This is a genomic window from Andreprevotia lacus DSM 23236, assembly GCF_900176275.1.
In the GTDB taxonomy this organism is placed as follows: Bacteria; Pseudomonadota; Gammaproteobacteria; order Burkholderiales; family Chitinibacteraceae; genus Andreprevotia; species Andreprevotia lacus.
Map to the genome: position 1 here is coordinate 40559 of NZ_FWXD01000017.1, position 13036 is coordinate 53594.

Sequence of the window (13036 nt, forward strand, 5' to 3'; positions counted from 1 at the left end):
CGCAATCCATAAAACAACAAACCCGGCTTGGCCGGGTTTGTTGTTTTTCAGCGCATGAAACCGGGTTTACTGGTTCAGGTCATATAGCGTTGCCATATCGGGTGGTTCCAGTTCGCGGATGACCTTGCATGGATTGCCGGCGGCCAGCACGCAGGGCGGGATGTCCTTGGTGACCACGCTGCCGGCACCGATCACGCTATGGTCGCCGATGGTGACACCCGCGCAGATGATGGCGGACGAACCGATCCACACGTTCTCGCCGATGGTGATGGGCGCAGCCCAGAAGGCCCAGCGCTGGCGCTCGGTCGGGTCCACCGGGTGGGTGGCCGTCATCAATTGCACATTGGGCCCCAGCAGCGTGTGCTGGCCGATGGTGATGTCGGCACCGCCACCGATGGTGGCGTTGCTGTTGATGAACACCTTGCGGCCCAGCTTGACGCGCTTGCCGCGCGCCAGCCCCAGCGGCGGCGTTACCCAGCAGTCTTCCGCTTCGGCAAACAGCTCGCGCATCAGGGCACGGCGCTCGGCTTCGTCCATCTGCTCGTTGTTGAAGCGATCCAGCAAGGCGCGCTCGCGCTGCCAGTCTTCACCACCGCCACGCTTGATGTCTTCAAAGCTGTAGCGTACCAGTCCATCAATCTGATCCAGGGCCAATGCCGTTCTCCTGAAAGTCCTGAATCAGCGTAACGCAGGGCGGTGTTTTCAGGAACCCCGGGCAAACGCCAACAGGTCATGCGTGCCGTACATGACGTATTTGGCCCCTCCCTGCACGGCCGGCATTCAGACCCTGAACTGGCCCATGCCCTCGCGCAGCCCGGCGGCGACGCGGCTGAGGTCGCCGGCCAGCTCCGCGGTGCGCTGGGTGATCTCGTCGCCCGCATGCGCCGCACGCACCAGTGCCTGCAAGGCGGCTTCGATATCGCGGCTGGCGGCAGCTTCGCTGCGCAAGGTGCCAGCCATTTCGGTGACCTGCCGCGCCGCATCGCGCGTGGCATCGCTCACGCCGGCAATGGCGCTGCCGGCCTCGCCCGCCAGCCGCAAGCCGTTGTCGGCACGCTCCGATACGGCCTGCATGCCTTCCAGCGCAATGGTTTTGCTGCTTTGCATGTCGTTGATCATGCTCTGGATTTCCGCCGTGGCCTGGCCGGTACGCTCGGCCAGCTTGCGCACCTCGTCGGCCACGACGGCAAAGCCGCGCCCCTGCTCGCCGGCGCGGGCAGCCTCGATGGCGGCATTGAGCGCCAGCAGATTGGTCTGGTCGGCAATATCGCGGATCACGCCGATGATGCCGGCAATGCGGCCGGTCTGCTCGATCAGGCTTTCCACCCGGCCCGAGGTATCGGCCAGCTGGCTGACGATGGCCTGCATCTCGCTGGCAGAACGGCCGACGATTTCATTGCCGCTGCCGGCTTGCTCGGCCGAGTGGCTGGCCAGCGCGGCGGCCGCATCGGCCTGCTCGGCCAGCCGGTTGATCTGCGCTGCCAGTTGCTCGGTGTCTTGCGCATTTTGCGACACCCCCGCCACGCGCCGTGCCGAATTGGCAGCGGCCTCGCCGGCCAGGCGATTGAGCTCGTTGCAATCCTGGTCGATGCGTGCGCTGCCGGAGGATGCATCCTGGATCAGCTTGCGCAGCTGATCCTGCATGCCCAGCACCAAGGCCAGCAGTCGTGTGCTGCCGCCCGTTTCCTCCACGCGCGTAATCAGGTCCCCCTGGCTGATCAGCTCGGCCTGCACCGCCACCAGATAGGCGCTGCGCCGCTCCAGCGCCATGCGCATCGCCAGCAGGCACAGCACGCCGGCTTCGGCCACCACGAAGGCCGCGTGCAGCACCACCAGCCCCGGCGAGGCCTGCCCGGCCGGAAAGGCAAACACCGGCAGCTGCGCGGCCTGCATCAGGCTGAACGCCACGTGGTGCACGGCAATCACCACTGCGGCAAACACGATGGGTCGCCAGTCACGGTAATAGAGCAAAAAGGCCAACAGGCAGAAAATCGAGAAATGAAACTCCAGCATGCCGCTGCTCTGGTGGATTTGCAGCGCCGCAAACACCATCAGCGCGGCGGCGCTGGCCAGCCGGCACAGCGTGCCACCCGGCTGCGTCTGATACAGCAGCAGCGGGCCGGCAAAGGCCGGTATGCCGATCAGCAGCGCGGCCAGCCAGGTGCCATGCCAGCTGGCCAGACCCAGCGAAATCAGCAGCAGTGCCGCCAGCACCTGCAGCATGGTGCGGTCGGCCTGGGCTGCTGCCTCGCGCGAGCGCGTCTGCAGGATATCGTCGAATGCGCGTGTGCCTGGCATCGTGCTGATTCTCCGCAGCGTACCGTCAGTTGCACAACCAGCTGCGTACGGCATCCTGCCAGCACAGCACCGCCAGCGCGCTCAACAGATAGGACAGCCAGAGGGCAAACCACCAGCGCGCCTGGCGCGCAACCTTCGCTTGTTGCATGACAACCTCCGGGGCATGGCCGCGAGTGCGGCCGTTTACCTCACCATCTAAGTGCGTTCCATTGTGCCTTTCAAGGACAAGCTTACAGCCGGTCCGGCGTCACTTGCGGCTGACCAGTGCCACGCCGCCCAGCACCACCACCGCCCCCAGCCACTGCACGGCGCTTAGGTGCTCATCCAGCACCCCCATGCCCAGCACGATGGTGATGATGGGGCCGAAGCTGCCGACCACGGCGGTACGCCCGGCGCCGATGCGCTGCATGGCCATGGCCATCAGATAAAGCGGCAACACCGTGGCTACCGCAGCCATTACGCCTGCATAGGCATAGACCGGCCACGGCTGTATCAGTTGCGTGGCCGGATGCGTGAGCAAAAAGTGCCCCAGCATCAGCCCGGCCGATACGCTGAGCGCCATTTCGGTAAAGCGCAGCGAGCCGACGCGCGCTATCAGCGGCGGGCTGAAGGTGAGATAGAGCGCAAATGCCACGTTGCTGGCAAATACCCACAACAGCCCGGCCACGTCGGCATGCGCGTCATGCAGCCCCGGCCACACCACCAGCACGATGCCGACATAGGTCAGCGCCAGCGCCCCCATGGTGCGGCGCGTGATCGCGCTGCGGGTGAGCACGGCGGTGAACAGCACGGTCAAGGTCGGGTAGAGATAGAGCACCAGCCGCTCAAGGCTGGCGCTCACCGTTTGCAGGCCGATGAAGTCGGTAACGCTGGCCAGGTAGTAGCCAAGAAAGCCAAGCAACAGCAGCCAGCCGATATCGCGCCGCGCCATCGGTGCTTGCGCTGGCCGTCGCCACAGCAAGCGCAACAGGCCGAGTATGCCCAGCGTGCCAACCAGCCGCAGCGTCAGCAGGGTGACCGCATCGACACCATGGCGGTAGGCCAGCTTGACGAAGATCGCCTTGGTGGCAAAACAGGTGGCTGAAACAATGGCCAGGATCACGCCAAGCTGTTCGGCGCGGGCTGCAGGGTGGGGGATGGCAGTACTGGTCAATTCACGGCTCCTTGTGGGAATGGGGGCCGCGATGGCTGCTGTACAACTCGGGTGCCTGATGTGCACACCACCGCGACATTGCGGTGGCGTGGCGCGCACGCTACCGCTGGTGGGCTTTTAGCCACCAGCGTTTGCTGATTACGGTGCGCGGAGTGTGGTTTGCTTGCATGGCTTCAAGGTAACTGGCCTGCAAGGGCTGCGTCAACTGGTGCGTGGTTACGGTGCTGTGGCGGTGGAACGGGGCCAGCCGGCATCCCGGGCCAGCCGCGACTGTAAGGGGCTGGCGCAGCGGCCACTGTATCTGCCCTGCTGTGGCTGCGCGCACCACAATCGCTGTCATTCCCATTCGTCATGAAGCGTGACCATGCCGCAGCTTGTCCATCGTTTGCTTCACGCCTTGGCCCCAGTGGTGGCAGGCTTTGTGACCGTGCTGGTCGGCTTTACCAGTTCGGCCGTCATCGTGTTCCAGGCTGCACAGGCGCTGGGTGCCGGGCCGGCCCAGATTGCATCGTGGATGTGGGCACTGGGGCTGGCGATGGGGCTGACCTGCATCGGGTTGTCGCTGCGCTATCGCATGCCGGTGGTCACGGCCTGGTCTACGCCCGGCGCGGCCATGCTGGTGACCAGCGTGGCCGGCGTGCCCATGAACGAGGCCATTGGCGCCTTCATGATTTCGGCGCTGCTGATCACCCTGAGCGGCTATAGCGGCCTGTTCGAGCGCGCCATGGCCCGCGTACCCCTGGGGCTGGCCTCGGCCATGCTGGCCGGTGTGCTGCTGCGCTTCGGCATGGGAGCATTTGCCGCGTTGCAGACGCAGCTGGTGATGGTGGCCGCCATGTTCGCGGTCTACCTGCTGCTGCGCCGCTTGCTGCCGCGCTATGCCATCGTCGGCGTACTGGCGGTCGGCACTTTGATCGCTGCGCTGCAGGGGCAGCTGCATCTGGCGCAAGTGCAGTTTGAGCTGGCGCGGCCGGTGTTCACCATGCCGGCGTTCTCGCTGCATGCTCTCTTCGGCGTGGCGTTGCCGCTGTTCATCGTCACCATGGCGTCGCAGAACATTCCCGGCGTGGCGGTAGCGCGTGCGCAGGGCTTTCCGGCTCCGGTATCGGCCGTGGTGGGCGCCACCGGGCTGACCAATCTGCTGCTGGCACCGTTCGGTGCGTTTGCAGTGAATCTGGCTGCCATCTCCGCCGCCATCTGCATGGGGCCGGAAGCGCACGAAGACAGCCGCAAGCGCTATCTGGCCGCCGTTTCGGCCGGTGTGTTCTACCTGCTGGTGGGCTTGTTCGGTGCCACTGTGGGCGCGCTGTTCGCCGCCTTCCCCAAGGAGCTGGTGCTGGCCGTGGCTGGCTTTGCGCTGATCAATACCATCGGTGGCGGCCTGCTGGCCGCCGTGCGCGACGAACACGGTCGAGAGCCGGCGCTGATCACCTTTCTGGTTACTGCATCCGGCCTCACCTTGTTCGGCATTGGTGCGGCCTTCTGGGGCCTGCTGGCCGGGGGTGTGGCCAGCGTGGTGCTGCACAAGCGGGCTTAACCGGCCAGTTCCTCCAGCCCCTCCCGCGCATCCAGCCCCATGCGCTGACGGAATACCTCGCACAAGGTGCGGCGTATCCACGCATGGCGCAGGTCGTGCTGGTGGCGTGCATGCCAGAACAAGGTGTAGCCCAGCGTCGGCAGCGCGATAGGCGGGGTGGGCAGCACCACAAAGCCCAGTTGGGATTGATAATGCCGCAGCAGATGGGCCGGGGCAGTAATGATCAGGTCGGTGCAGGCGACAACTTCGAGCGCGGTCCAGAACTGCGGGGTCAGCAGCCCCACCACGCGCTGGCAGCCGGCAATGTTCAGCGCTTCGTCGATGCGGCTGCGCATGTCGCTGCCCATCGACAGCTCGGCATGCGGCCAGTTGCAGTAGTTGGCCACCGTCATGCCGCCCAGTTCCAGCAGCGGGTGGTGCTGGCGCACTGCGCAGGCAAATTCGTCGCGAAACGCTAATCGCTGGAACACACCGGGCGGTGCACTGGGCACCACGCCAAACGCCAGATCGGCCCCGCCGTCGCCCAGTTGCAGCAGGGTGTCGGCATCCCAGCCGCACACTTCCACCGCCAGCCCTGGCGCCTGCTTTTGCAGCTGGATCAGCGCCTCGGGCAGCAGCGAGCAGATGGCATGGCCGGTAATCGCCAGCCGGAACTGGCCCAGCGCCAGCTTGGGGTCGAAGTCGACCGGCGCCAGCATGGCCGATATCTGCCCGAGGATCTGCTTGAGCGGCCCGCGCAGCGCCTCGGTGCGCGCGGTGGGCACCATGCGGTTGCCATTGCGCACGAACAGCGGATCGTTGAACAGGGTGCGCAGCCGCGCCAGCGAGCGGCTCATCGCCGATTGCGTCACCCCTGCCGCATCGGCCGCCGCGGTCACGCTGCCGTGGCGCAACAGTTGATCCAGCACCAGCAGCAGGTTGATGTCGATGTCGCTCAGATCGGACTTGGCCATGGCTTGCTCCCCGCGCGGACTGCGCGAGTGCTCATGATAGGCGAGCAAGCCATGCCATGGGCGCATGACCTGCATGCCCGTGCCGGCATGGCTGCAAGGGCCGGCCGCTTTCTAGAATCTGCCGCACAAGGTTGCCTTTGCAGCCGGTGAGGAGCGGTGATGGAAACGAAAGTCTTGGTACTTGCGAGCGCCATGCTTGCCCACGCGGCGGTGGCCGCAGCGCAGGACGATGTGGCCGCCGTGCGGCAACTGGCCAGTGATTACGCCACGGCCTGGTATGCCGCCGATACCGGCGGGCTGGCTGCCATGGTGCACGGGCAACTGGCCGTGCGTACCTTGCAAGCCGGTGGCCGTTTGCAAGAGGGCGATGCAGCCAGCCTGACGCGTGCCGCTGCCAGCGGCAGTGCCGAGCGCATGCCGGCGCTTGATATCGTGGTGTTCAATGTCTATGGCAATGCGGCGTTTGCCAGGGTGGGCAGCGGCAAGCGCACCGATTACCTGCAGGCCGGCCGCATCAACGGGCAGTGGAAAATCATCAACATCCTGCAAGGGGCGCAGCCATGAAAACACTGCTGAACATGCTGTTTGCCGGCACGTTGGGTGTAGTGGCACAAGGTGCAGGCGCCGCCCCCTGCGCGCCGGCCGATTGCAAGGCACTGGATGCGGTGGCGCGCGACTATATCGAGGGCTGGTACGACGGCAACGCGGCGCGCATGCGCAATGCCTTGTCGCCGCAACTGGCCAAGCGCAACGTGGCGCAAGGGGCGGACGGTGCACGCGTGGAGGAAATGGGCGCCGACGGGCTGATCTACTACACCGGCAAGGGTGCCGGCGCCACGCGTGACCCGGCTTTGCGCCGCGCCGACGTGACGGTGCTGGATGTCAGCGGCGACATGGCCGCCGTCAAGCTGGTGGCGCAGGACTGGGTGGATTATCTGGCGCTGGCACGCATCGATGGCCAGTGGAAAATCGTGACCGTGGTGTGGGAGCTGCACCCGCGCTGACGGGGGCATGGGGCTGCCGGAGTTGTGCCGGCAGCGGTGCTCAGCTGGCGCTATCCGCTGCCATTTCCGCCAGCGCGGCCTGGATCAGCCGCCAGGCGATGCTGGCGCGCGAGGGCAGCTCGGGCAGCGCATCCGGGCTGAACCATTGTGCATCTTCGATTTCACCCGGCTGCGGCACGATGTCGCCAGACACGTAATCGGCGAAAAACGCCAGCATCAAGGAGTGCGGAAACGGCCAGGACTGGCTCTGGAACCAGCGCAGATTGGTGATGCGCAGGCCGACTTCCTCTTGCACTTCGCGGTGCACGCAATCCTCGACCGATTCACCCGGCTCGACGAAGCCGGCCAGCGCGCTGTACACGCCGGGGCGGAACTGCGGCGAGCGGCCCAGCAGCAGCCGGTTGCCATGGCGGATCAGCACCATCATGGCCGGTGAAATGCGCGGGTACATGCGGTGTTCACACGCCGGGCAGACCTTGGCCATTTCACCGGGGAGCAAACGGGTGGCGGTGCCACAACGGCCGCAAAAGCGGTGGTCCCTGTCCCAGTGCACCAGTTGTTTGGCGCGGATGGCAACGGCAAACAGTGCGTCGTCCAGCAGCCCGTGCGCCGCGCGCAGCGACAGCGCCTGCACGCCCTCGGGCACGGCCGTGCCGGCAGGCCATGCCAGCAGCCGGCACGGTGTGCCGGCCAGTTCGCCTATCGTGGCATCCAGTTCGGCTGCTGGCATGGCCGCCAGCGCGGCCCATTCCGGCAAACGATGCCCGGCAGTCAGCAACAACTCCTCGCCGAGCAGCGCAAACACATGCGCGGTGGCGGCAGCATCGGGGGCAGTGAACAGGGGCAGGAAGGTGCTCATGCCCCGAGTCTATCAGCCAGCCGTGACCGTTGCAGTGTCGATTGTGTGCAGTGCGCCATCGTGAAAGCGCACCAGCTCGCCAGCCTGGAATGCTGCCGTCTGCGGCATTACCGCCGAGGGCCGGCCCAGCTCGCGCAGCAAGGTTGCACCGTGTGAGAGCTTGCCACCACTGCGCGCGATGACCGCGCTGGCGGCGCGATATTGCGCGTGCTGGCCAGGGTCCAATGTGTCGACGATCAGGATCTCGCGGCCGACACGACCTTCCACCAGCCCCGGCACGATGACGAAGCCATGCTGTTGCCCCTGCCCGCCGCTGCCGTCCTGCCAGAAGCTGTCGTTGCGGCTGCGGGCTGCCGGGTGCGGTGCAAACCAGTGCGGCCGCTCTGCTGCCGGCATGGCCTGATGCAGGCGATGGAAGATGCGCATCAGATTGTCGCGATACCATTCACGCACGGCGATGCAATAGCCACGCACGCCGGGCAGCCCGCAGCGGAACGCCAGGCCGAGCGCGCCTTGTGCCGAAGGTATTGCGGTGAGCGGCAGTGGCGCGACGGCAGGGCGCGGTGTGGCCGGATCGCTTTCAAACGGCAAGCGGTGCGGCGCAGATTCGGGGGCGCGATAGCAGGTGGCCGGCTGGCCAAGCGCCGCGCCGCCACTGGTGGCAATGGCTGCGGCGATGCACAGGTTGCCCTGTACGGTGAACAGATAGAAGCGGCACAGCCAGTCGGCCAGCAATTGGCCGTCGGCGCCGCTGGCTTGCAGTACCTGCAGCTCGGCGTCGAAGCGTTGCAGGCCGGCGGGTAATTCCTGCAGTGCAGCGCGGCTGCGCCACAACATGCGCAGCAGGCGCGGGCCGTTGTGCAGCACCCGCCATGGCCGCAGGGGCAGGCTGGGCGCGGCACCGCCGATCTCGCCGGCATAGCCGCTGGACGGCAGGCCCCAATCGGCCAACCGGGCCAGGAACAGATCGCTGTTGATATAGCTGGCATCACCATGCACGGCGGTGAAGGGCTCGTTGTCGGCCAGCACACGGCTGTCCCAGCGTGCCCAGATGGCCGGAATGCTGGCGGCGGCATGGCGTTGCGCGCGCTCGATCAGCCGGCTGGGCTGCGGCGGCAGTATCTCGCCGATATTGGCCGCAGTCAGTTGCCGCCGCCACGGGTAAACCGTCACCGGCCGTGCCTGCAGCAAGTGCAGCTGCCTGCCATCCCACGCCCATTCGATATCCAGCTGTGCATAGTGGAAGGTGCGCACCACCTGCTGCAGAAAATCCCACAGCCGCTGCCCGCTTAGTCCATGGCCGGGGGCCAGCTCGCCCTGATTCCAGTCGCCGCCCAGCCGCGAGCGTACCGCGCGTTGCGGTGTGGCTACGCCATCGGCCAGCGCGGACAGGTGCCCGCTTACCCATTCCACCTCCACCGCCAGATGCCGGGCAAAGGCGATGCCCGATACCACGGGTTCGACGAAGCGCTGCACCACCACCTCGCCGATGCCGTCATCGAGCAGCGATTGCACCACCCCCGGCACGTCGGCAGCGGCCACGCGCAACAGGCTGCGCGTCAGCCCGGCGTTGGCGCAATCGGCCTGATCTTCGTGCGCGCCGGATGAGCGCACGGCCCACAGCGCGTGGGGGTGTTGCGCCAGCAGCAGGGCAATGGCGGGGTCATCTGCCTGCCGTGCCGTCATGCGTGCCGGCACCGGCAGGCCGGCCAGCTCGGCCAGTTGCAAGCGGCCGGCCTTGCCGTGCGCCGGGAAGGATGCTTGCTGCGCGCCGCGCTGCTCCAGCCATGCAGCAAAGCCGGCCGCATCATCCAGCCACGGGTAATGTCCCCAGTCTGGCTGCAAGGTGATGGCCAGATCGGCGCGGCACAGTATGGCCTCCCACGCGGCAGCTTGTTGCCAGGCAATCACGCCGTCTGCGCCGCCCCACACCAGCTCGATGGGGCGGGTGATGCGGTCGAACAACTGCAACGCGCTTTCGGGCTGCACGATGTCCCAATAGGGCAGGAACGCGCGACAGTGGCGGTAACCGTCGGCAATCAGGCGGTAGCGTTCGGCTGGCCATGATTGGCGGCTGAACTGGTGCGCGCGCCACTGCGGCTGGTGGGCCAAGACCCGGTGCGCCAGCCGGCGCAAGGGTTGCCAGCGCATCAAGCGCGGCAGACGGCGAGTCCACAGGAAGGCGCCGACCGGCGATTGCAGCACGATACGGCTGAAATGATGCGGCGCTTTGACCGTGGCATGCAGCACCACCAGCGCATTGGCGCCGACGGCGTAAATCGCGCTGCCGGCTTGGGTCTGCGCCAGCAGGGCATCGGCCAGCTCGGCCAGACTCTGGCAGGGCGGCGCCGGATTGTCGCCAAAGCCGGGCAGCTCGACCGCTTGCGCCTGGTATTGCTGGAAGTGCGGCAGTGCATCCTGCCACCAGCGGGCACAGCTGCCGTTGCCGCCCAGCAGGTACAGCGTGGTTTGCATCATGGGCGTTCGCAATGGCGGCGCAGCGCCCGCAGCCGCCGGGTGGTTTCAAAATGGAAATAGCGCAGCATCAGCGGCTCCAGCCAGCGCAGCCAGGGCTGCGCGCTGATGTGGTAGCGAAAGCGTGCCTCGCAGCCGTGCTCTCCCGCCGGGTGGAACACCCAGCTGCCGGCAAAAGACTGCAGGAAGAACGGGCCGCGCGTCATGCTGATGGCGGCGCGCTCGCCCGGTTTGACGGACACGTAGGCCACTTCCATCTGCATGCCCAGCCAGCTGGTGATGCGTACCTGCACCCCGGCTGCTTCGCGTTGCGCGCCGTGCAGATAGCGGGCGCACCGTGTGAACGGGTCCCAGCTGCGGCGGTGCTGGTGGCTTTGTGACGCGGCATAGGCCTGTGCCGCCGGTACGGCAATGCTGCAGCGGGTGTCGATTACCGGCATGGCGCACCGCCTGCCGGCAGTAGCCAGCCCTGATAGTGCAGCAGGTCCAGCGCCGGGCCGATGCCGATGCGCACGTCAAAATGCAGGCGGCCATCGTATTCGCGCTCGATGGCCTGCACGCGCAGCGCCCAGCGGGCCGGCAGGCGCATGCCCAGCATGCGCGTGGCCACGCTGTGCTGTTCCAGCGTAGTGCGGTGGCGCGTGCTGGCCAGTTGCAGGCGGAAGGGGCCGAATGATTCGTACAGCGTGTCACCGTCGGCATGCTGGGTCGATGCCATGCGGCGCTGGCCAAAGCTGCGCTGCCACAGCTCCCGCTTGCCCCGCTCGCGCAATGTGATGCTGCAAGGCTGCCTGGTGCCCTCGGCCGGCAGGCGGCCCAGCCACAGCAGCACGCGCAGCCAGCGCTGGCTGGCCCAGCGCACGTCGGCTTCGCCCTGCCAATGCTGCTCGTGTTCGCGGTGCAGTTTTTGCAGCAGCGGTGCCAGCCTTGGGTAGTCGGCACCGAGTACGCGTTCATAGAGTGTGCTCATGATCAGGCCTCCGCGCGCAGTGCGGCTTCAAGAGTGGGGTAGCGAAAGGCAAAGCCGCTTTCCTGCAGCCGGCGCGGGACCACGCGCTGGCCACCAACGAACAGCAGCGCCATTTCACCGGCCAGCCAGCGTATCGGCGCGGCCGGCACCGGCAGCAGCGCCGGGCGGTGCAGCACGCGCGCAGCGGTGCGGGCGAACTCGGCCTGCGGTTGCGCATCCGGGCTGACGGCGTTGTAGGCACCCTGCATGGTGGGGTCGAACAGCGCGCGGGCGATCAGCGCCACCACGTCGTCGCGGTGTATCCAGCTCATTACCTGCCGGCCGTTGCCCATGCGGCCACCCAGGCCAAGGCGGAACGGCAGCAGCAGCATGGGCAGCGAGCCACCGGGGCCGAACACCAGCCCCAGCCGCAGTACCACGCGGCGCAGGTTCATGTCGTCCACGCGCGCGGCGCTGGCCTCCCAGCGCTGGCACAGCTCGCCCATGAACTCGTCGGCCGCCGGGGCGGTTTCATCCAGTGCGACGCCATCCGGCCGGTCGCCGTAATAACCGATGGCCGAGGCATTGACCAGCACCGCAGGGCGGCGATCTGCCGCGTGTATCCAGTCCACCAGCGCATCGGTCAGCCCGGCGCGGCTGCGCATCAGCGCGGCCTTGCGTGCCGCGGTCCAGCGCCCGCCCACCACCGGTGCGCCGGCCAGATTGATGACGGCATCGAACACCCAGCTGCGTGGCAGCCCGGCCACGCCGCGCACGCAACGCACCTGGCCGCCAAACTGGTACGCCACGCGCAGCGGGTCGCGGCTCAGCACCGTGACTTCATGCCCGGCATCCAGCAACTGGCGCACCACCTCGGCACCGATAAAGCCGGTGCCACCGGTCACCAGCACACGCCGGTGCGGGCCGACAAAGGCATTGGGTGCTGACGGCTGCACTCGCCCCAGTTGCAGTGCCGCCCAGCCATCACGTACGCCGGACAGCGCCACGCCGATGGCGAACACGCTCAGCACCCGGCTGATCCAGCCATAGTCATGCCATTGCAACGCGGTGGGCTGTGGCCACCAGTACAGCGCCGCATGCACGGCCAGCAAGCCGAACACTGCCCCGCCGTTGATGGCCAATACCGTATGCAACACGCGCTCGCTGGCCGGCAGCTTGCGCGAGTTGTCCTCCACCACGAAGTCCCACAAGGTCAGCCCGACCTCGATGCCGACCAGCCCGGCCAGCACCGGCAGCCACGCGCCATGCCATTCCAGCCACGCCAGCCCGCCGAAAACCACGCCATACAGCAGCGCACGCACCGCATGGATGGCCAGCTCGCGCCGCGCCGACGGCTGGCGCGGCAGCGCCACGGTCAGCTCGTGGTGATAGAAGGTATCGAAGCCGCCCATCACCCCCTGCAACAGCAACAGTGCCAGTACCACGTCCATGATGTCCTCCCTTCCGTGCCGGGGCACGGCGTTGCGCAGATGATCCTATTTTATTCTGTAATTTCTGTTTGTACAGAAATAAAAGATGTCATGAGCACGCTGCTTGGCCTGAGAGGCGGTTGTGGTTGGTTTTGCAACGATGTTCTTATTGGAAACTGAGCGAGCAATAGCTGATTTGCACAGCTACACGGTGAAGTGTCTGCACATGGAAGTGCTCTGACTTGCGTCGGTACGAGCAATAAACTTGGGGAGGGCGCTTGATGATTTCGGACTGAAGTGTCCTCGAAAGCAGGGCTCGAACCTGCGTCCAGCCGGTTAAGAGCCGGCCGCTCTACCACTGAGCTATTTCGAGGACCT

Annotated in this window: 13 protein-coding genes and 1 tRNA gene; 3 read left to right on the top strand and 11 right to left on the bottom strand. The window is 66.5% G+C overall.

The window, feature by feature from the left end; translation table 11 throughout:
* Positions 1-66 precede the first annotated feature (66 nt).
* From B9A19_RS23325 to B9A19_RS14380, 4 genes are all read right to left on the bottom strand, one after another.
* A complete protein-coding gene (locus B9A19_RS23325) occupies positions 67-654 on the bottom strand; it encodes a sugar O-acetyltransferase (RefSeq protein ID WP_084091500.1) in 588 nt (195 codons plus the stop codon).
* 126 nt (positions 655-780) lie between these two features.
* Positions 781-2298, bottom strand: coding sequence for a methyl-accepting chemotaxis protein (locus B9A19_RS23330; protein ID WP_139798857.1), 1518 nt, complete (start codon positions 2296-2298; stop codon positions 781-783).
* A gap of 25 nt (positions 2299-2323) precedes the next feature.
* Positions 2324-2446 carry a hypothetical protein gene (locus tag B9A19_RS23335; protein WP_281249574.1) on the bottom strand — a complete coding sequence of 41 codons (123 nt, stop codon included), beginning with the start codon at positions 2444-2446 and terminating at the stop codon, positions 2324-2326.
* A gap of 99 nt (positions 2447-2545) precedes the next feature.
* Complete coding sequence (locus B9A19_RS14380) at positions 2546-3451, bottom strand: DMT family transporter (RefSeq protein ID WP_245804349.1); 906 nt, start codon at positions 3449-3451, stop codon at positions 2546-2548.
* A 364-nt stretch (positions 3452-3815) separates the two neighbouring features.
* Here B9A19_RS14380 and B9A19_RS14385 point away from each other — a divergent pair, with 364 nt between their 5' ends.
* The gene (locus B9A19_RS14385; protein WP_084091502.1) at positions 3816-4988 is read left to right on the top strand and encodes a benzoate/H(+) symporter BenE family transporter; all 1173 of its coding nucleotides are present in this window, start codon (positions 3816-3818) and stop codon (positions 4986-4988) included.
* Here the strand turns inward: B9A19_RS14385 and B9A19_RS14390 are convergent.
* Positions 4985-5941, bottom strand: coding sequence for a LysR family transcriptional regulator (locus B9A19_RS14390; RefSeq protein ID WP_176216947.1), 957 nt, complete (start codon positions 5939-5941; stop codon positions 4985-4987). The two genes, B9A19_RS14385 and B9A19_RS14390, sit on opposite strands and share 4 nt — an antisense overlap.
* A gap of 159 nt (positions 5942-6100) precedes the next feature.
* Here B9A19_RS14390 and B9A19_RS14395 point away from each other — a divergent pair, with 159 nt between their 5' ends.
* Together B9A19_RS14395 and B9A19_RS14400 are read left to right on the top strand one after the other, a co-directional pair.
* Positions 6101-6505, top strand: a complete 405-nt coding sequence (locus tag B9A19_RS14395; RefSeq protein WP_084091504.1) for a nuclear transport factor 2 family protein — start codon at positions 6101-6103, stop codon at positions 6503-6505.
* The gene (locus B9A19_RS14400) at positions 6502-6945 is read left to right on the top strand and encodes a nuclear transport factor 2 family protein (RefSeq protein ID WP_084091505.1); all 444 of its coding nucleotides are present in this window, start codon (positions 6502-6504) and stop codon (positions 6943-6945) included. The genes B9A19_RS14395 and B9A19_RS14400 overlap by 4 nt, the downstream gene beginning before the upstream one ends.
* Before the next feature lie 40 nt (positions 6946-6985).
* Here the strand turns inward: B9A19_RS14400 and nudC are convergent, their stop codons facing one another.
* From nudC to B9A19_RS14430, 6 genes are all read right to left on the bottom strand, one after another.
* Positions 6986-7804 carry an NAD(+) diphosphatase gene (gene nudC / locus B9A19_RS14405; protein ID WP_084091506.1) on the bottom strand — a complete coding sequence of 273 codons (819 nt, stop codon included), beginning with the start codon at positions 7802-7804 and terminating at the stop codon, positions 6986-6988.
* A gap of 12 nt (positions 7805-7816) precedes the next feature.
* A complete protein-coding gene (locus B9A19_RS14410) occupies positions 7817-10282 on the bottom strand; it encodes a PEP-utilizing enzyme (RefSeq protein ID WP_084091507.1) in 2466 nt (821 codons plus the stop codon).
* Positions 10279-10719, bottom strand: coding sequence for an SRPBCC family protein (locus B9A19_RS14415; RefSeq protein WP_084091508.1), 441 nt, complete (start codon positions 10717-10719; stop codon positions 10279-10281). The genes B9A19_RS14410 and B9A19_RS14415 overlap by 4 nt, the downstream gene beginning before the upstream one ends.
* The gene (locus B9A19_RS14420; protein WP_084091509.1) at positions 10710-11249 is read right to left on the bottom strand and encodes a DUF4166 domain-containing protein; all 540 of its coding nucleotides are present in this window, start codon (positions 11247-11249) and stop codon (positions 10710-10712) included. The genes B9A19_RS14415 and B9A19_RS14420 overlap by 10 nt, the downstream gene beginning before the upstream one ends.
* A gap of 2 nt (positions 11250-11251) precedes the next feature.
* A complete protein-coding gene (locus B9A19_RS14425) occupies positions 11252-12679 on the bottom strand; it encodes a TIGR01777 family oxidoreductase (RefSeq protein ID WP_084091510.1) in 1428 nt (475 codons plus the stop codon).
* 280 nt (positions 12680-12959) lie between these two features.
* Positions 12960-13031 (bottom strand) — tRNA-Lys (locus B9A19_RS14430).
* Between the last annotated feature and the right edge of the window lie 5 nt (positions 13032-13036).

Excerpts from the sequence above, each read along its gene's own strand:
- B9A19_RS23330 (WP_139798857.1), bottom strand. The coding sequence starts at position 2,298 with ATGCCAGGCACACGCGCATTCGACGATATCCTGCAGACGCGCTCGCGC.
- B9A19_RS23335 (WP_281249574.1), bottom strand. The coding sequence starts at position 2,446 with ATGCAACAAGCGAAGGTTGCGCGCCAGGCGCGCTGGTGGTTTGCCCTC.
- B9A19_RS14385 (WP_084091502.1), top strand. The coding sequence starts at position 3,816 with ATGCCGCAGCTTGTCCATCGTTTGCTTCACGCCTTGGCCCCAGTGGTG.
- B9A19_RS14390 (WP_176216947.1), bottom strand. The coding sequence starts at position 5,941 with ATGGCCAAGTCCGATCTGAGCGACATCGACATCAACCTGCTGCTGGTG.
- B9A19_RS14395 (WP_084091504.1), top strand. The coding sequence starts at position 6,101 with ATGGAAACGAAAGTCTTGGTACTTGCGAGCGCCATGCTTGCCCACGCG.
- B9A19_RS14400 (WP_084091505.1), top strand. The coding sequence starts at position 6,502 with ATGAAAACACTGCTGAACATGCTGTTTGCCGGCACGTTGGGTGTAGTG.
- nudC (WP_084091506.1), bottom strand. The coding sequence starts at position 7,804 with ATGAGCACCTTCCTGCCCCTGTTCACTGCCCCCGATGCTGCCGCCACC.
- B9A19_RS14410 (WP_084091507.1), bottom strand. The coding sequence starts at position 10,282 with ATGATGCAAACCACGCTGTACCTGCTGGGCGGCAACGGCAGCTGTGCC.
- B9A19_RS14415 (WP_084091508.1), bottom strand. The coding sequence starts at position 10,719 with ATGCCGGTAATCGACACCCGCTGCAGCATTGCCGTACCGGCGGCACAG.
- B9A19_RS14420 (WP_084091509.1), bottom strand. The coding sequence starts at position 11,249 with ATGAGCACACTCTATGAACGCGTACTCGGTGCCGACTACCCAAGGCTG.
- B9A19_RS14425 (WP_084091510.1), bottom strand. The coding sequence starts at position 12,679 with ATGGACGTGGTACTGGCACTGTTGCTGTTGCAGGGGGTGATGGGCGGC.